The 17,628-nt window shown below is 61.6% G+C and carries 16 protein-coding genes and 1 pseudogene; 2 read left to right on the top strand and 15 right to left on the bottom strand.

What is annotated here, in order from left to right:
- Positions 1-128 precede the first annotated feature (128 nt).
- Positions 129-701 carry a flavin reductase family protein gene (locus tag DVA44_RS11820; RefSeq protein ID WP_114387014.1) on the top strand — a complete coding sequence of 191 codons (573 nt, stop codon included), beginning with the start codon at positions 129-131 and terminating at the stop codon, positions 699-701.
- Between the two features lie 141 nt (positions 702-842).
- Here the strand turns inward: DVA44_RS11820 and DVA44_RS11815 are convergent, their stop codons facing one another.
- From DVA44_RS11815 to DVA44_RS11795, 5 genes are all read right to left on the bottom strand, one after another.
- Positions 843-1,460, bottom strand: a complete 618-nt coding sequence (locus tag DVA44_RS11815; RefSeq protein ID WP_114387012.1) for a trypsin-like peptidase domain-containing protein — start codon at positions 1,458-1,460, stop codon at positions 843-845.
- A gap of 16 nt (positions 1,461-1,476) precedes the next feature.
- Complete coding sequence (fusA, locus tag DVA44_RS11810) at positions 1,477-3,579, bottom strand: elongation factor G (RefSeq protein ID WP_114387010.1); 2,103 nt, start codon at positions 3,577-3,579, stop codon at positions 1,477-1,479.
- Between the two features lie 217 nt (positions 3,580-3,796).
- On the bottom strand, positions 3,797-5,059 hold the full coding sequence (locus tag DVA44_RS11805; RefSeq protein WP_114387008.1) for a glycerate kinase: 1,263 nt from the start codon (positions 5,057-5,059) through the stop codon (positions 3,797-3,799).
- A gap of 3 nt (positions 5,060-5,062) precedes the next feature.
- Positions 5,063-6,130 (bottom strand): tartrate dehydrogenase, encoded by a 1,068-nt coding sequence (locus tag DVA44_RS11800; protein ID WP_114387006.1) that lies wholly within the window; start codon positions 6,128-6,130, stop codon positions 5,063-5,065.
- Positions 6,131-6,145: 15 nt separating this feature from the next.
- Entirely contained in the window at positions 6,146-7,453 is a 1,308-nt protein-coding gene (locus DVA44_RS11795; protein ID WP_114387004.1) for an MFS transporter, read from the bottom strand.
- A gap of 129 nt (positions 7,454-7,582) precedes the next feature.
- Between DVA44_RS11795 and DVA44_RS11790 the strand changes: the two genes are divergently transcribed.
- Positions 7,583-8,479 (top strand): LysR family transcriptional regulator, encoded by an 897-nt coding sequence (locus DVA44_RS11790; protein WP_114387002.1) that lies wholly within the window; start codon positions 7,583-7,585, stop codon positions 8,477-8,479.
- 68 nt (positions 8,480-8,547) lie between these two features.
- On the opposite strand, the gene pptA is transcribed toward DVA44_RS11790, so the two are convergent.
- The 10 genes and pseudogenes from pptA to DVA44_RS11735 all read right to left on the bottom strand — a co-directional run bounded on the left by pptA (position 8,548) and on the right by DVA44_RS11735 (position 17,620).
- Positions 8,548-8,778 (bottom strand): tautomerase PptA, encoded by a 231-nt coding sequence (pptA, locus tag DVA44_RS11785; RefSeq protein WP_114387000.1) that lies wholly within the window; start codon positions 8,776-8,778, stop codon positions 8,548-8,550.
- Positions 8,779-8,810: 32 nt separating this feature from the next.
- Complete coding sequence (locus DVA44_RS11780; RefSeq protein WP_114386998.1) at positions 8,811-9,431, bottom strand: glutathione S-transferase family protein; 621 nt, start codon at positions 9,429-9,431, stop codon at positions 8,811-8,813.
- A gap of 43 nt (positions 9,432-9,474) precedes the next feature.
- Positions 9,475-10,362, bottom strand: a complete 888-nt coding sequence (locus DVA44_RS11775) for a transporter substrate-binding domain-containing protein (protein WP_114386996.1) — start codon at positions 10,360-10,362, stop codon at positions 9,475-9,477.
- Between the two features lie 9 nt (positions 10,363-10,371).
- Positions 10,372-11,145 (bottom strand): amino acid ABC transporter ATP-binding protein, encoded by a 774-nt coding sequence (locus tag DVA44_RS11770; RefSeq protein WP_114386994.1) that lies wholly within the window; start codon positions 11,143-11,145, stop codon positions 10,372-10,374.
- Positions 11,129-12,052 carry an amino acid ABC transporter permease gene (locus tag DVA44_RS11765; protein WP_114314903.1) on the bottom strand — a complete coding sequence of 308 codons (924 nt, stop codon included), beginning with the start codon at positions 12,050-12,052 and terminating at the stop codon, positions 11,129-11,131. Before DVA44_RS11765 ends, DVA44_RS11770 begins: the two co-directional genes overlap by 17 nt.
- 9 nt (positions 12,053-12,061) lie before the next feature.
- On the bottom strand, positions 12,062-12,571 hold the full coding sequence (locus DVA44_RS11760) for a GNAT family N-acetyltransferase (protein WP_114386992.1): 510 nt from the start codon (positions 12,569-12,571) through the stop codon (positions 12,062-12,064).
- A 9-nt stretch (positions 12,572-12,580) separates the two neighbouring features.
- Positions 12,581-14,841, bottom strand: a pseudogene (locus DVA44_RS26000) (NtaA/DmoA family FMN-dependent monooxygenase).
- Between the two features lie 15 nt (positions 14,842-14,856).
- Entirely contained in the window at positions 14,857-15,978 is a 1,122-nt protein-coding gene (locus tag DVA44_RS11745; protein WP_114386988.1) for an amidohydrolase, read from the bottom strand.
- The gene (locus tag DVA44_RS11740; RefSeq protein WP_114386986.1) at positions 15,975-16,970 is read right to left on the bottom strand and encodes an LLM class flavin-dependent oxidoreductase; all 996 of its coding nucleotides are present in this window, start codon (positions 16,968-16,970) and stop codon (positions 15,975-15,977) included. The genes DVA44_RS11745 and DVA44_RS11740 overlap by 4 nt, the downstream gene beginning before the upstream one ends.
- 110 nt (positions 16,971-17,080) lie before the next feature.
- Positions 17,081-17,620, bottom strand: coding sequence for an adenylate kinase (locus tag DVA44_RS11735; RefSeq protein WP_114386984.1), 540 nt, complete (start codon positions 17,618-17,620; stop codon positions 17,081-17,083).
- Positions 17,621-17,628 lie beyond the last annotated feature (8 nt).

The raw sequence follows: 17,628 nt of genomic DNA, 5'->3' as shown, positions 1-17,628 counted from the left end.
CCTCTTTGGGATTTGATGCTCGCCACTGTAGGCAGCTTGTGTTGCGAAAACATGACACCTTTGTTGCGTATTGATTTCCGATGGCTTTCAGACGTTTAATGCTCTGATGCTATTGATGAGGAAATTCTATGAGCCACTTCCGCCCCGTTGAGTTAATGCACGCCAGCCGCCTGTTAAATCACGGCCCGACCATCCTGATCACCAGCCGCGACGACAGCCTGGACCGCCGCAACGTCATGGCCGCCGCCTGGTCGATGCCGGTGGAGTTCGAGCCGCCGCGGATCGCCATCGTGGTGGATAAAAGCGCCTGGTCGCGGGAGCTGATTGAGCGCAGCGGCATGTTCGGGATCGTGGTGCCCGGCGTGGCGGCCACCAACTGGACCTATGCCGTGGGCAGCGTCAGCGGACGGGATGAGGATAAGTTCAACTGCTACGGGATTCCGGTGATTAACGGCCCGGTGCTGGGGCTGCCGGTAATTGAAGAGAAGTGCCTGGCGTGGATGGAGTGCCGTCTGCTGCCCGCCACCTCTGCGGCAGAAAAGTATGACACCCTGTTTGGCGAGGTGGTCTCAGCCGCCGCCGATGAACGGGCGTTCGTGGCCGGACGCTGGCAGTTTGATGATGATAAGCGCAACACCCTGCACCACCTGGGCGCAGGCACCTTTGTGACCAGCGGGAAGCAGGTGAAAGCGCCTGAGTGAAATAACCGGTGTTTACTCAGGTGCCGGATTTTGCCCGGCGGCGCTGCGCTTGCACGGGCCTACATGAGCACGGGACACGTAGGCCGGGTAAGGCGCAGCCGCCACCCGGCGTTGCAGGTCCTGCACTGTAGTCAATATCTTCTAATAGGTCTTATAAGGGATCCGCATCCGGTCCAGCAGGTTGGTAAAATCCTGTACCGCCACGAAAGCCACTGCCCCTTTGCCGGGGATGACGTTGGTGATGATCCCCACCGTCTCCCCGGTCAGGCTGTCTATAACCGGCCCCCCGGACATGCCCGACACCGCCCCCGCCCCGGTGATGATGCCGTAGTAGCAGCCGTCGCGCTTAACGAAGCCGTCGATCTTGCCCCGGCTGGATTTGGGCAGGCTGTTGATGGCGCTGTAGCCAAACAGGGTGACGTTGCGTCCAGCCCGCGCCCAGGCCAGCTGATGCACGATCTTGCCGCGGTTGTTATCGGCAATGACCGCCACATCGCAGACCGGATGCTGGGCTCTGACCGGCTTCAGCAGCGGTACCGCGACGTGCGCGGCGGTAAGGGACAGTTGGCTTGAGACCGGGAAAGTGGTGCCCTGCATCCCGGCCGCAAGCCAGTTCAGCGGCGCAGGCAGGCCGATAAAAACCATATCCGCCTGCCGGGTGGCGGCAAAATCGGTTTTGCTGGTGCCGGACATCACCACGCACCCCAGCAGCGTAAGGGGTGCCATGAGTGCGGCGAGAGCATAATGCAGACGCTTCATGGTTCACCCCACGGGCCTACTTTTTCGACCGTCCGGCAATGATCTCATCGGCGACGATGCGCGGCGCTTCGGCGTAGTGGTGGAACTCCATGCTGTAGGTTGCCCGCCCCTGGGACATGGAGCGCAGCGTGGTGGCGTAGCCGAACATCTCCGCCAGCGGCACGTCGGCGCGGATAATCTGGCTGCCGAACTGCTCCTCCATCCCCTGCACCAGCCCGCGCCGGGAGGAGAGATCGCCCATAATGTTCCCGGCGTACTCTTCCGGCGTTTCCACCTCCACGTGCATCATTGGCTCGAGGATCACCGGGTCGGCCTTGCGCGCTGCGTCCTTAAAGCCAAAGATCGCCGCCATGCGGAAGGCCATCTCCGAGGAGTCGACATCGTGATAAGAGCCGAATGTCAGGGTCGCTTTGATATCCACCACCGGATAGCCCGCCAGCACGCCGCTGTTCATCGCTTCCCGCAGCCCTTTCTCCACCGACGGAATATACTCCCGGGGCACCACCCCGCCCTTGGTGGCATCGACGAACGTAAAGCCGCTGCCCGGCGCCTGCGGCTCAAGGCTCAGCACCACGTGGCCGTACTGCCCTTTACCGCCGGACTGGCGGACAAACTTGCCCTCAACGTCGTTTACCGCTTTGCGAATCGTTTCCCGGTAGGTCACCTGCGGGCGGCCAATATTGGCTTCGACGCCAAACTCGCGCTTCATGCGATCGACAATGATCTCCAGATGCAGCTCACCCATCCCGGAGATAATGGTCTGGCCGGACTCTTCATCGGTATGCAGATGGAAGGAGGGATCTTCCGCCGCCAGACGATGCAGGGCGATGCCCATTTTCTCCTGGTCAGCTTTAGTTTTCGGCTCGATGGAGAGGGAGATCACCGGGTCCGGGAACTCCATCCGCTCAAGGGTGATCACCGCGTTGGGGTCGGTCAGGGTGTCGCCGGTGGTAACATCTTTCAGCCCGACGCAGGCGGCGATATCCCCGGTACGCAGCTCCTCTACGTCGTGCCGGTCGTTGGCGTGCATCAGGACGATACGCCCGATGCGCTCCTTCTTGCCTTTCACCGGGTTAAAGACCGCGTCGCCTTTTTTCAGCACCCCGGAATAGACGCGGATAAAGGTTAGCTGACCGACGTAGGGGTCGGACATCAGCTTGAACGCCAGCGCCGAGAAGGGTTCGTCGTCATTAGGGTGGCGCTCGGCGTGCAGGCCTTTTTCATCCACGCCGTCGATAGCGGGCACGTCGAGGGGGGACGGCATCAGCTCGATCACCGCATCGAGCATTCGCTGCACCCCTTTGTTTTTAAAGGCGCTGCCGCAGAGCATCGGCTGGATCTCCCCAGCCACCGTCCGTTTACGTAAGCCGCGGATAATTTCTGCCTCGTCGAGCTCGTTGGTGTCGAGGTATTTATCCATCAGCTCGTCGCTGGCTTCCGCCGCCGCAGAGACCATTTTATCCCGCCAGGTCCGGGCAGTAGCCTGTAGCTCATCCGGCACCGGGGCATAGTTAAAGGTCATCCCCTGGGTGGCGTCATCCCAGATGATAGCCCGCATCTTGATCAGATCGACCACGCCGGTGAAATGCTCCTCCGCGCCGATGGGGATCACAATCGGCACCGGGTGCGCTTTCAGCCGGTCGATCATCATCTGCACCACGTGGAAGAAATCGGCCCCCGGACGGTCCATTTTGTTGACGAAGGCGATACGCGGCACCCGGTACTTGTTGGCCTGCCGCCAGACGGTTTCCGACTGTGGCTGTACCCCGCCCACCGAGTCATAAACCATCACCGCCCCGTCGAGCACCCGCATGGAGCGCTCCACCTCGATGGTAAAATCGACGTGCCCGGGGGTGTCGATGATATTGATCCGGTGCGGCTCATAGCTGCGATCCATGCCAGACCAGAAGCAGCTTACCGCCGCCGAGGTGATGGTAATCCCCCGCTCCTGCTCCTGCGCCATCCAGTCGGTGATCGCCGCACCATCGTGGACCTCCCCCATCTTATGGCTCACCCCGGTATAGAACAGGATGCGCTCGGTGGTGGTGGTTTTACCGGCATCAATATGCGCTGAGATTCCGATGTTGCGATAACGTTCGAGAGGAATAGGCCGGATCATGATGCATCCTTATTTTATGGACATGACAAACACGCGCTGGGTTAGCGCGCGCAGGTATGTAGATCAGTGTAGTGCCCTGTCAAAGGGGGGACGGGTGATTTACGGTGAGGGAATCAGACCGCGCGGCAACGCCGGGTGGCGGCTGCGCCTTACCCGGCCTACGGGGCCGGTGCCGTTGTAGGCCGGGCAAGCGCAGCGCCGCCCGGCACTGCTCCTGTCAGGGGATCATTATCACCCGGATATCATTCACGTTGGTTAATGTCGGGCCAGTCACCACCAGATCGCCCGCGGCGGCAAAGTAGCTGTAGCTGTCATGTCCGCGCAACATCGCCTTAGCAACAAGCGCGGTGCGAGCCAGCGTATCCGGCGTCACGATCGCTCCCGCTGCATCCTCGGTGCCGTCAATCCCGTCGCTGTCCCCGGCGATGGCGTAAATTCCCGCCTCGCCCTTCAGCGCACAGGCCAGCGCCAGCAGGAACTCGGTGTTGCGCCCGCCGCGGCCACAACCCGTGTCGCCAATCGTCACCGTGGTCTCTCCACCGCTCAGCAGCACCGCCGGACCTTTTACCGGCAGGCCGTGCTGTTTTACGGATTTCGCAATCCCGGCCATGACGATGCCTAATTGCGCGCTTTCCCCCTCCAGCGCATCGCCCAGGATCAGCGGGGTGTATCCCATCTTCTGCGCCACGGCTGCGGCAGCGGCCAGCGCGCCGGAGGGGGTGGCGATCAGGCGGATATCCTCGTCAATCTCTGCTGTCGTTACCGGGGCGCGCGGGGTGCGAAGCACGCGCATTACCGGCTCCGGCAGTTTCAGGCCATAGCGGGCGATAATCTCCAGCGCCTCTTCTGGCGTGGAGCTGTCCGCCACCGTCGGGCCGGAGGCGATGCTCTGGGGATCGTCACCCGGTACGTCGCTGATGATAAGCGTAATCACCCGGGCAGGCAGCGCCGCCTGCGCCAGACGTCCGCCTTTGATGTCCGACAGCTGCTTGCGCACCGTGTTCATCTCGTTGATGGTCGCCCCGCTCTTCAACAGGGCTTTGTTCACCGCCTGCTTGTCGGCCAGGGTGATGCACTGCCGCGGGAGGGCCAGCAGGGACGATCCCCCGCCGGAGATTAGCGCGATCACGCAGTCGTCGGCGGTGAGGTGCTTCACCTGCTCCATCATCAGCATTGAGGCCACTTCGCTCATGGCATCGGATACCGGGTGCGCCGCCTCGACGATACGGATTTTTTCCGTCGGCACAGCGTGCCCGTAACGCGTTACCACCACGCCCTGCAGATCCACATCCGGCCAGGCGGCCTCCAGCGCGGCGGCCATGGCGGCGCTGGCTTTCCCGGCGCCGACCACAATGCAGCGCCCGCGCGGTTTCTCCGGCAGGGCGTTAATCAGCGCTTCATGGGGGTCGGCGCTTTTCACCGCCGCCATGAAGATCTCAGTAAGCGCCCCTCGCAGGGCGCTGTCGTCGTGTTGTGCCATAGGTCAGCCTTCTGCAATGGCGCGGATCACCGCCTGGGTGACCTCGCGGGTGTTGGCCGTGCCGCCCACGTCGGGGGTCATGATCCCTTCGGCGCAGACCCGCTCCACCGCCGCCATCAGGCGTGCAGCGGCTTCCCCTTCCCCCAGATGCTCCAGCATCTGCGCCGCAGTCCAGAAGCTGGCGACCGGGTTGGCGATGCCTTTACCGGTGATATCAAACGCCGAGCCGTGGATCGGTTCGAACATCGACGGGAAACGACGCTCCGGGTCGATATTGGCGGTCGGCGCAACCCCCAGACTGCCCGCCAGCGCCCCCGCCAGGTCGGAGAGGATATCGGCGTGCAGGTTGGTTGCCACGATGGTATCCAGCGACTCCGGGTGCAGGGTCATGCGCACGGTCATGGCATCCACCAGCATCTTGTCCCAGGTGACGTCCGGGAATTCGCGGGCGACTTCGGCAGCGATCTCATCCCACATCACCATCCCGTGACGCTGGGCGTTAGACTTGGTGACGACGGTTAACAGCTTACGCGGGCGCGACTGTGCCAGGCGGAAGGCGTAGCGCATAATGCGCGTTACCCCGGTGCGGGTGAAGATCGCCACCTCGGTGCCCACCTCTTCCGGCAGTCCGCGGTGCGCACGACCGCCGTGGCCGGAATATTCCCCTTCCGAGTTCTCACGCACGATCACCCAGTCGAGGGTGCCAGGTACCGCCTTGCGCAGCGGGGACTGAATGCCTGGCAAGATTTTGGTTGGCCGCACGTTGGCATACTGATCGAAGCCCTGGCAGATCGGCAGACGCAGCCCCCACAGGGTGATGTGATCCGGCACGTCCGGCGCGCCCACCGCGCCAAAATAGATGGCATCAAAGGCTTTTAACTGCTCCAGACCGTCTTCCGGCATCATCACGCCGTGGGTTTTGTAGTAGTCCGAGCCCCACTCGAAGGTATGTACTGAGAAACGCATATCTCCCTGACGCTGGGCCAGCGCGTGTAAGACCTCAACCCCTGCGGTGATCACTTCCGGGCCGATACCGTCTGCGGGGATGGCTGCAATGGCGTAATCTTTCATGGTTTTTTCCTTAAATTAATGTTTTGACTGAATTAATGTATCGTTGGCCTGCGCCTTGCGGCTGGACGCCGAAAGCCACAGCACCACCAGTGAAGAGAGGATCAGCAGCCCGGCGACAAACCACAGCCCCCAGGTGTAACTGCCGGTCTGTTGCTTGATCAGGCCAATCATGAACGGACCGACGAAGCCGCCCAAGTTGCCGAGGGAGTTGATGGTGGCGATCCCCGCCGCCGCTGCCGAACCGGAAAGGAACAGGGTTGGCATGCTCCACAGCGGTGGCTTAGAGGCGCTGATGCCGCAGTTAACGATGGTCAGGGCGAGGATCACCCCAACGATGCTCGCCGTGCTGCCCGCCATAAACAGCCCTGCTGCAGCCACGATGCAGGCGGCGATCACATGCCAGGAGCGTTCGCCGGTTCTGTCGGAATGACGCGCCCAGAGCACCATCGCTGCTACCGCCAGAACCGCAGGGATCGCGTTCAGCAGGCCAACGGTCATGGAGGAGACGCCGAGGGTTTTGATGATCTGCGGGGACCAGATGCCCAGGGTATACAGCCCGGCGGAGGTGCCGAAGTAGACCAGCGACAGGGCGAGAACGCGTTTATCCAGCAGCCCTTTCCAGACGCTGTGCTGCGCCGTGGCCTGTTTCGCCGCCTGCTCACGTTGCAGGGTGGCAATCAGCCAGCCACGCTCCTCTTCGCTGAGCCATTTCGCCTTTTCCGGGCGATCGGTGAGCCAGAACAGCACCACCACGCCGAGGATCACCGCCGGTACCGCTTCGAGAACAAACATCCACTGCCAGCCGGCGAAGCCCATCATGCCGTGCATCTCCAGCAGCGCCGCGGAGATGGGCGAGCCGAGGGCGGTGGAGATGGGTGCCGCCGCCATAAAGATGGCCGTCACCTGGGCGCGCTTTTGCGCCGGGAACCAGTAGCTTAAGTAGAGGATGATCCCCGGGAAGAAGCCCGCTTCCGCCACGCCAAGCAGAAAACGCAGGGTGTAGAAGCTGGTGGTGCCCTGGACAAAAGCCATGCCGCCGGAGACCAGCCCCCAAGTGATCATCACCCGGGCAATCCAGATGCGCCCCCCGACCTTATGCAGGATCAGGTTGGAGGGCACCTCAAACAGGAAGTAGCCGAGGAAGAAGATCCCGGCGCCGAAGCCAAACACTGCCGGGGAGAAGCCGAGGTCGGCGTTCATGGTGAGCGCCGCGAAACCGATATTCACGCGGTCGAGGAAGGCGATGAAGTACAACAGCATGATGAAGGGTACGATGCGCAAGGTGATTTTGCGCATTACCCGTTGTTCGATTGTGCAGGTCATGTGAGGTGTTCCTCATAATTATTTTGTAGGGTACGCAGTCGGGCTGCCCTTATGAGTATGCTGATATTTCTTGCATGATCATGCGCATCGGTTTATACAAAAAAATGCAATAATCGCGAGCGAGCCAAAATGGAACTACAACACCTGCGCTGTTTTCTGGCGGTAGCCGAAACCCTGCATTTCGGTCAGGCGGCCCAGCGCCTGGATATGCTGCCCTCCGCCCTGGGAAGGAATATTCGTCTTTTAGAAGAGGCACTTGGCACGCGGCTGTTTACCCGCTCGACCCGCCGGGTGGCGCTCACGGAGAACGGCGTTTTGCTGCGGGAAGAGGCACGAAAGCTGCTCGCCCATGCCGACGCGATTATGTTGCAATTTCGTCAAAATCCACGCCGGGCGCAGCCGCTTTTGCGCGTCGGCACCATCGACAGCGCGGCCATCGGTTTGCTGCCCGGACTGCTGCAACTCTTCCGCCAGCACTACCCGGATGTGGAGATCCAGCTGTTTGAAGATAAGACCGTTCATCTCCTGCCGAAGCTGAAAAGCGGCAGGCTGGATCTGGTCTTTATCCGCCCGCCTGCGCAGCTCGACGCCCAGTTTGGCCGGGCATTTTTATGCAATGAGCCGGGGATCCTCGCCCTGCCCGCCAGCCATCCGTTTGCCGACCGTGAGAAGGTCGATATCGCGGAACTGGAAGGGATGCCGATGATCCTGCCGGAGCGGCGCTCGCGCCCGCATAGCCACGACCTGACCATGAATCTCTTTCATAACGCTGGCATTGAAGTGACAGTGTCACAGATGGCGGACGAGAAGCAGACCATTATCAACCTGGTGGCAGCGGGCATTGGACTGGCGATTGTGCCCGCCTGGAGCAGTCGCTATCTGATGCCGGGCGTGAAATTTGTGCAGCTGAACGGCGCGGAGCAGATGGGGATGCCGCTGGAGGCGGTGTGGATGGCCGGGGCGCAGGATGAGATTCGGGATAATATGCTGGCGATGCTGGAGGAACATCCGGAGCTGTATGTGTGAATCGCCGGGTGGCGGCTGCGCCTTACCCGGCCTACGTGTACCGTGCCCGTGGGCAAACGGCAGCGTACTTACATCGAATAACCCGGCTTCTTAATCAACTCATCCAGCTTCGGGCCAATCTCCGTATCCCAGACCTGCGCTTTCCAGTCCGCTTCCTGAACCTCGTTCAGGGCCACGGAAATGGCGCGATCTTTACTGTTCAGATGACGGGTAATCACCTCGGCGATATCCGCCGCCAGGGCGGTTTTTTGTTCGTCGTTCAGATCGCGGGGAAAACATTTAATATCAACGTGTGGCATGTGCAGGGCTCCTTTTGAATGAGCATTCCAGACTAGCAGAGAATAGTGTTGTCTTTTAGCACCTTGTGCAGTTTCGGGAGCTTGCACACGCTATCGGCAATCGCCGTGATCTTCGGCGTGTTGGCAGCAAACCAGTCCGGGCGCGGACCCCAGGTGCGCATCACGCACAGATAACAGTCGATCAGGGTGATCTGCTCGCCAAAAGCGTACGGCGTGGCTTTCAGGTGATTATCCAGCCACAGGTAGAGCGATTTCCGGTATTCACGGCAGTTTTGCTGTAACTGTTCCGGGGCGTCCGGTGCCCAGCGCTCCGGGTAGTCAGCGTAGGTAAAGGTGGGATAGACGTTGGCTACCAGCCAGATCAGCAGGCGCTGAAACTGCTGGCGCTCCGCGCGTCCAACCGGAGGCGCAAGATCCGGACAGCGATCGAGGATCATCAGCGCGATCGCCGCCGTCTCCGTCATGATTTCGCCATTTTCCAGCTCGAGGGTTGGGACCTGACACAGCGGGTTGAGTTTTTCCAGCAGCTCACGGGTTGCCCCCGGCTTATCGAACCCGTCGACGTTGATAAACTGATACGGAATGTCGGCGAGGGTCAGCATCACCTCACTGATGGCTGAACCCCAGCCCGGTACGCCATACACTTTGATCATGATCGCTCCTCTTCAGGGTCAAAACCCTAAGTGTAGAGCAGCATCAGTAGGTGATGCCTGGCGGATTGACCTCCGACTGCGTCACCGCTTCGCCCTGCTCCCCCCAGCGCGCCAGCACCTTGTGGTATTCCCCCCGCTGGATCGCCCCGTCGAGGGCGGCCTGTAAGGCGTATACCAGTCCGTTCCCCTTTTTGGTCGTGGTCGCCACATACGCCTTCTTCGGCCCTAAGCCAACCACCCGGGTTTTGCCGGTGAGGGCCGCTTTATAGGCCGATACCGACTGCGGGCCGAAGAACACGTCTGCCCTGCCGGACTGGATATAGAGATTGCCGGAAGCGTCATCGGTCAGGTAGACCGGCAGCGCAGGCTCCCGCCCGGCGTTTTTATTCTCCTCGTTCCAGCCCAGCAGAATGCGCTCCTGGTTAGTGCCGGAGCCGACAATCACCTTTTTGCCTGAGAGATCGGCGGCGCTTTTAACCGATTGCACCTCGCTGGTCGATTTTACCGAGAAGGCCAGGTTATCGACGCGATAGGTGGCAAAATCAAACTTCTCTTTACGCTGCTCGGTCACCGCAATGTTCACCAGCGCCACGTCGTAGCGCCCGGAGGTGATGCCCAACGGCCAGTCCTCCCACGCGGTCGGCACCAGCTTGAGCTTCAGGCCGAGGCTGCCCGCCAGCAATCGGGCGATATCCGGGTCGCTGCCGATGCGGGTGCGGTTATCGCTTGCCAGCAATGCCAGCGGCGGGGAGTTGAGCGCCGAAATAGCCACCGTCAGGGTGCCCGGTTCGACAAATTTGTAGTTAGCGGGGATCTTCGCCGCGGCCTGCTTGTCCACCGTCACCGGTAGTGGCTGCTCGTTAGCCTGTAAATCAATCGCGGCGTGGCTTGTGGATGCCACCATGAGCAACGCCAGTACTCCCTTTTTCATCTTCACTCCTTACAGCACTTTGGACAGGAACTGTCGCGTTCGCGCGTGAGACGGACGGTTCAGCACTTCGTCGCTGCTGCCCTGCTCCACGATTTTGCCGTCGACCATAAACACAACCTGGTCCGCCACCTCCCGGGCAAAGCCGATCTCATGGGTCACTACCACCAGCGTCGTGCCGGAGCGGGCCAGCTTTTTGATCACATCCAGCACTTCGCCAACGAGTTCGGGGTCCAGCGCCGAGGTGAGTTCATCAAACAGGATCACCCGCGGGCGCAGAGCCAGCGCCCGGGCAATGGCAATGCGCTGCTGCTGCCCGCCGGACAGATGACGCGACCAGGCGTCGGCTTTATCCCGCAGCCCCACCACGTCGAGCAGTTCGTAAGCCCGCTCGATGGCCTCTTTACGGCTCAGCTGTTTGTGGGCGATGGGCGCCTCAATCAGGTTTTCCAGCACCGTCAGGTGCGGGAAGAGGTTGAAGTTCTGGAACACGTACCCAACGTTGACCCGCTGTTTGAGGATCGCCTTCTCTTTCAGCTCGTACAGCGTGTTGCCCTCGCGGCGATAGCCGATGTAATCCCCGTCTATCTGGATAAAGCCTTCGTCAACGCGCTCCAGGTGGTTAATGGTGCGCAGCAGGGTCGATTTACCGGAGCCGGACGGGCCGAGGATCACCGTTACCGAGCCGGGCGGGATCTCCAGCGAGACGTTATCCAGCGCCTTGTGGCGGCCAAAGAACTTGCTCACACCGGTAATGGAAATATGTCCTTCAGGAGAGGCTGGCATGGACGGGCTCCTGTGTGGTTGGGGTGGTAACGGAACGGGTACGGGTGGCGCGGGAGCTATTTACCGCCGAGCGGCGCTCACTACGGGCCAGGCCTCGCTCAACCAGATGCTGAATGGCCGAGAGCACGGTGGTGATCGCCAGATACCAGACGGCACCGACCATCAGCAGCGGGATCACCTCCTGGGTGCGGTTGTAGATCATCTGGATGGTGTAGAACAGCTCCGGCATCGCCAGGACGTAAACCATCGCTGTGCCCTTGGCGAGGCTGATGATTTCGTTAAACCCGGAAGGCAAAATGGTGCGCAGCGCCTGAGGCAGAATGATACGCAGAGTGCGGCGTGAGGCCGGTAAGCCCAGCGCGGCTGCCGCTTCATACTGGCCGTGATCGACCCCTAAAAAGCCGCCGCGAATGATCTCCGCGGTATAGGCGCTCTGCACCAGCGTCAGCCCGACCACCGCCGTGGAGAATTGCCCCAGCACATTGATGGTCTCAAAGCTGCCCCAGGTGATGCCGGTAAACGGCACGCCGAGCGACAGCGTGTCGTAGAGATAGGAGAAGTTGTAGAGAACGATCAGCACCACAATCAGCGGCAGGGAGCGGAAGAGCCAGATATAGCCCCAGGCGAGGCTGCTCAACAGCCACGAGGAGGACAACCGCGCCAGGGCCAGCACGCCGCCAAACACCACGCTAAGTACGGTGCCGATCAGGGTCAGGAGCAGCGTCTGCCCCACCCCTTCGAGGATCACCGGGTCGAAGAACCAGCGGGCAAACACCGCCCACTCCCAGCGCGGGTTAAAGGCCACCGACTGAATGACCACCGCCAGCACAAACAGCGCAACAATCGCCCCCACCGTGCGCAGTGGATAGCGCGCCGGGACCACTTTGATGGTTTCAACGTTGTTCATCATCGTTCCTCATGCCGATTTGCTGAACGCTTCGCGTACCAGCGTTTTGGTGAAGCGCAGCCGCCCGTCGAACGGCGGCTGGCTGTACTCTTCCGGGTCGCGGTTAAGATCGAACTGCGCCATGTAGCCCTGGCTCAGGTAGAGCCGCACCGCTTCCGGCTGGCGGAAGCCGGTGGTGAGGGTGATCTGGCTATAACCGGCAAGCACCGCCCGGCGCTCCAGCTCCTGCACCACCCGGCCGGCCAGCCCCTGCTGGCGCAGGGATCTGTCAGTCCAGATGCGTTTGATCTCGGCGGTCCGGGCGTCGAAAGGCTTATAGGCCCCGGTGGCGATAATCTTTCCGTCGCGTTCCAGCACGATAAACAGACCCTGGGGCGGCAGATACCACTCGGTCAGTTCCACCTCGGCATCTTTAGAGAAGTAGTCCCCGTAGCGCGCCGCGTATTCACCGAACAGCCCGTTAATAATGGGCTGAAGATCGGCATCCTCCGGCGAAACGTCACGAAAAAGGTCGCTCATAGGTTCTCCTTAGTCGCCAAGACCAGCCGGGTTAACTTCGGAGTATGGGATGCGTTCCACGCCTTCACCCCAGCGGTTCAGCACCTTGTCGTAGTCGCCGTTCTTGATTACCCCGTTGAGGGCGGTCTGCACCGGTTCCGCCAGACCACTGCCTTTTTTCAGGGTCACGGCGATGTGCGCCGCTTTCGGCCAGCCGCCATCCACGCTGCCCACGAGTTTGGTTTTCCCGTTCAGGGCCGCTTTCCATGCGCCGATCACGTTCGGGCCAAAGTAAGCGTCCGCGCGCCCGGACTGCAGCGCCAGAGTCTGGGCGGCCTCGTCTTTGGTGTAGATGGGGGTGAACGGCTTCAGCCCCTTCTTCTGGTTCTCCGCATCCCACGCCAGCAGGATCGCCTCCTGGTTGGTGCCGGAGCCCACAATGATCCGCAGCCCGGCGATATCCTCCGCCTGCTCAAGTTTTGTGATCGGGCTGGTGGATTTGACGTAGAAGCCCAGCGAATCTTTCCGGTAGGTCGCAAAGTCGAACTTCTCTTTGCGCGCTTTAGTCACGGTGATGTTGCTGATCGCCGCGTCGTATTTGCCGGAGGTGACGCCCAGCGGCCAGTCTTCCCAGGAGGTGGGCACCACGTTCAGCTCCAGACCAAGGCTGTCGGCCACCAGGCGGGCGATATCCGCCTCGCTGCCAATCAGGGTTTTGTTGTCATCGGCGAAGACCGTCAGCGGCGGCTGGCTCAGCCCGGCAATCGCCACGGTGAATTTCCCTGGCACCACCGGTTTAAAACTGGCGGGCAACTGGGCGATGGCCTGCGGATTTTTTGCCGTGTTGATCGGCGTTTTATTGGCCTCGAGGCTCACCCCGGTGCCGTTAATCGTGACGTTCTCTGCCCAGACGGCAGGGGTAAAGGCCAGCGCAAGCGCCAGAATAAGCGATGATTTTTTCATGGCAGGTTCTCTTATTGTTTTGTGAACTGATTAACGGGCTGCGCTAAACCCAGACTCTCACGCAGGGTGGTGCCGGGGTATTCAGTGCGGAACAGGCCGCGCGCCTGCAACAGCGGCACCACCTGGTCAACAAAGCGCGGGAAGGTATCCTGCGTACCGCCCTGAATAATGAAGCCATCCGCCGCATGGCCTTCAAACCACTGCTGTAAACCGTCGGCCACCTGCTCCGGGGTGCCGGAAAAACGCGGGCGCGGCGAGGCGGCTTCCAGCGCCACCTGACGCAGGGTTAAGTTGCGCTCCCGGGCGTTGCGCTTGATCTCGTCGGTGGTGCTGCGAAAGCTGTTTTTCCCCAGATCGCCAATGTCCGGGAAGGCCTCGTCCAGCGGATACTGGCTGAAATCGTGATGCTCAAAGTAGCGGCCAAGATAGTTCAGGGCATCGTTGATGGAGACCAGTGCGGCGGTGGTCTGGTACTGCTGCTCCACATCGTCACTGTCTTTCCCGACGATGACGCTTACCCCCTGGAAGATGTGCAGTTCGTCCTCCCGACGGCCATGCTGTTTAAGCTGGCTTTTCACGTCGTGCCAGAACGCCCGGGCTTCGTCAAAGGTGTCATGGTGGGTAAAGATGGCGTCGGCATGTTTCGCCGCCAGCCTTTTGCCATCGTCCGAGGCGCCGGCCTGGAAGATAATCGGCCTGCCCTGCGGCGTGCGGCCAATATTCAGCGGCCCGGCTACCTTAAAGAAATCCCCGTGATGATCGAGGGTGTGCAGTTTTTGCGGATCGAAGAACTGCCCGGTCGCTTTGTTACGCACAAAGGCGTCGCCCTCCCAGGAGTCCCACAGCCCTTTCACCACGTCGAGATATTCGTCGGCAATGCGGTAACGCAGGGCGTGCTCCGGGTGCTTATCCCGGGAGAAGTTTTTTGCTGACCCCTCCAGCGGCGAGGTGACCACATTCCAGCCCGCCCGGCCATGGCTCAGGTGATCGAGGCTGGCGAACTGGCGCGCCACGGTGAACGGCTCGCTGTAGGAGGTAGATAATGTCCCCACCAGCCCCAGCCGGGAGGTGACGGTCGCCAGCGCCGACAGCACGGTCAGGGGCTCGAAGCGGTTGAGAAAATGCGGGATCGACTTCTCGTTGATGTAGAGTCCATCGGCAACAAAGATAAAGTCGAGCTTGCCCGCTTCGGCCTTCAGGGCCGTCTCTTTGACGAAATCAAAATTGATGCTGGCATCGGCGATTGCTGCCGGGTGGCGCCAGGCCGACATATTCCCCGACGCGCCATGCAATATCGTGCCCAGACGCAGCTGTCGTGTTGCGGTCATAGTGACTCCTTACCCTTAAAGTTGATTCAGTGCTTTTTCTGCAAGCCGGGCGAAATAGCGCGCGGCGGGTGCGATGAGGGCTTCGTCCGGGTTAAAGGCCGGATGATGCAATCCATAGGGGCTGGCGCTGCCGATGCTGACGAAGGCGCCGGGGATCTGCTGGAGGTAGACGGCGAAATCCTCCCCGCCCATATGCAGTTCCGCCTGCTGCGTCTCGTAGCCTGTTTCCCGCGCCACCGAGGTGGCAAACTCGGCCCAGGTGGCGTCGTTGACCAGCGCGGTAGGCCCGGCATACCAGGTGATGTCGATCTGCGCGTTAAAAGCGCTGGCGAATCCGGCGGCGATCTCAGCTACCCGGGCCTTTACGTTCTGCTGCACTTCGGTGCGATGGGTGCGCAGGGTCCCTTCCAGCTCGACGTTCTCCGGCAGCACGTTCCAGGTGTTGCCCCCGGTAATGCGCGTCACGCTCAGTACCACCGAGTCGAGGGTGTTGACGTTGCGGCTGGCAACGCTTTGCAGGGCCGTCACCAGCTGGCTGGCGGTCACGATGGCGTCGTGACCTTCATGTGGACGGGCGGCGTGAGCGCCTTTACCGGTAATGCGCAACACGAAGCGGTCGACGTTGGCGTAGAACGGGCCACCGCGGGTGGCAAAGTGTCCGACCGGTAAACCAGGTTCGTTATGCATGCCGAAGATGGCGCTGACGTCGCGCAGGGCCCCGGCGCGGACCAGGCTTTTGGCGCCGCCGAAGTTCTCCTCCGCGGGCTGGAACAGGATCCGCACCCGGCCATTGAGCGTTTCTTCCCGCGCTTTCAGCTGCAAGGCGGCGCCGAGGATCACGCTGGTGTGAATGTCGTGGCCGCAGGCGTGCATCACCCCGGCACGCCGGGAGGTGAACGCCACCCCGCTGCGCTCCTCAATCGGCAGGGCGTCGATATCGGCGCGCAGGGCAATCTGTTTTTCACCCCTCCCTACCTCGGCGACCACGCCGGTTTGCAGGTCATAGGGCAGGACGGCGATCCCGGCCTCACCCAGCCACTGGCGCAGGCGCGCGGTGGTTTCTACCTCCTCGCCAGAAAGCTCCGGGTTCTGATGCAGCTCGCGGCGCCAGGCGATCAGCTGTTGCTCCAGGCTCATACCGCCACCTCCCGTTGCTGGCGGGCCTGGGCCAGCAGGCGCAGGGACTGCACCCGCGCAGCGCCGTCGGCCACCGGGGTATCGATGATGAACTCGTCAATGCCCCACTGCTGATGCAACGCCTCCAGCTGTTCGAGCACCGACTCCGCAGTGCCCACCAGCAGGGACTGAGCACGACGAGCGATGCGCAGCGGCTCGCTGTTCGCCTGGCGGGCAAAGGCGTAGGCCTGCTCTTCGCTGGCGACGGTCACCCGCTGGCCGTTGGCCAGCTCAACGCCCCACACCTCTACTGCGCTTGCCAGCGCCCCGGCCTGCGCCTGTGTGGGGGCAACGATGGCCTGCACCGCGACAATCACCTCCCGGGCGCTGTGGGCGCGCCAGGTCTCAATGACCTCACGCAGAAGCTCGGGGTCGCCATTCAGATGGGCGGCAAAAACAAAGTCCCAGTTGAGGCGGGCGGCGAGACGCGCGCTCTCCACGCTGGCACCCAGCAGAAAACCGGCGGCAGGCACCTGTGGCCGCGGGGTGGCACGCACCGCCCCCTCCTCTGAACCTGGGTTGATCCAGCCATCCAGCTGCGCCAGCTGTGTAGCGAAATCGCCCTTCTCCTGCGGATTGAGGCCGAGCTGGAGCGCCTTTGTCGAGAGCGGCAGTCCGCCGGGTGCTTTGCCGACGCCCAGATCCACACGCCCCGGGGCAATGGCCGCCAGCAGGTTGAAGTTTTCCGCCACTTTGTACGGGCTGTAGTGTTGCAGCATGACCCCACCGGAGCCGACGCGAATGCGCCGGGTCTGCCCGAGGATCCAGGCAATCAGCAGCTCCGGGGACGGACTCGCCAGTTGCGGGGTGTTGTGGTGTTCGGCAATCCAGAAGCGGTGATAACCCAGCGTCTCCGCCTGCTGCGCCAGGCTCAGGGTGCGGGCCAGCGCATCGGCGGCCGTTTCGTGTTCTGCGACAGGACTTTTATCCAGAATGCTGATTCGCCAGGACATGTTGCAATCTCGTTTGACTAAACATGTCGCCATTATTAAGGGGCGATTTCACCGCTGAGAAACAATTAATTTACATTTAGTTTGCCGAAATTCAGAAATACCGCGGCGGGTTAGCGCGCTGCACGCAACTCCGCGAGCAGCGCTTCGGCCTGTTGTCGGGTGGTGATGCGGACGAAGCGGATATGGGCATAAGAGGGGTTGCGCATATCCGCCTCGTAGCGCGCCCGGTTGCTACGCCAGGTTTTAAGCGTCCAGAGCAGGATCGACTCGCGACTTAAAAAGGAGCGGCGAAAGCTCTCCCGGTTGCCGGTGCCAGGCCACAGCTCCTGCTGCGTCCAGGCGCGTTTTACCGCCCGCGTCACCGCCTGTCGCAGGGTGCGGGCCAGGCCGTAATCCACCCACACCACCAGATCCACGTCGCGCCATTTTACGGGGCGGGTGCGGTTATAGTTGCCGTCCAGCACCCAGCCAGGTGTCGCGCTGAGGGCGGCTTCCAGTTTCGCAAAGAGAACATCGTCCGGGGTGCCCTGCCACTCCGGGAGCCAGTAGAGGGTATCCATTTCGATACAGGGCAGCGCCAGTTCCGTGGCGATCCGGCGGGCGAGCGTGCTCTTGCTGCTGCCGCTGGTGCCAATAATATTAATTTTCATCGTCTCAC

The organism is Leclercia sp. W17, assembly GCF_003336325.1.
GTDB lineage: Bacteria > Pseudomonadota > Gammaproteobacteria > Enterobacterales > Enterobacteriaceae > Enterobacter.
The sequence above is the reverse complement of the archived record's forward strand: the minus strand, read 5'-3'. Positions and strand labels throughout refer to the sequence as shown.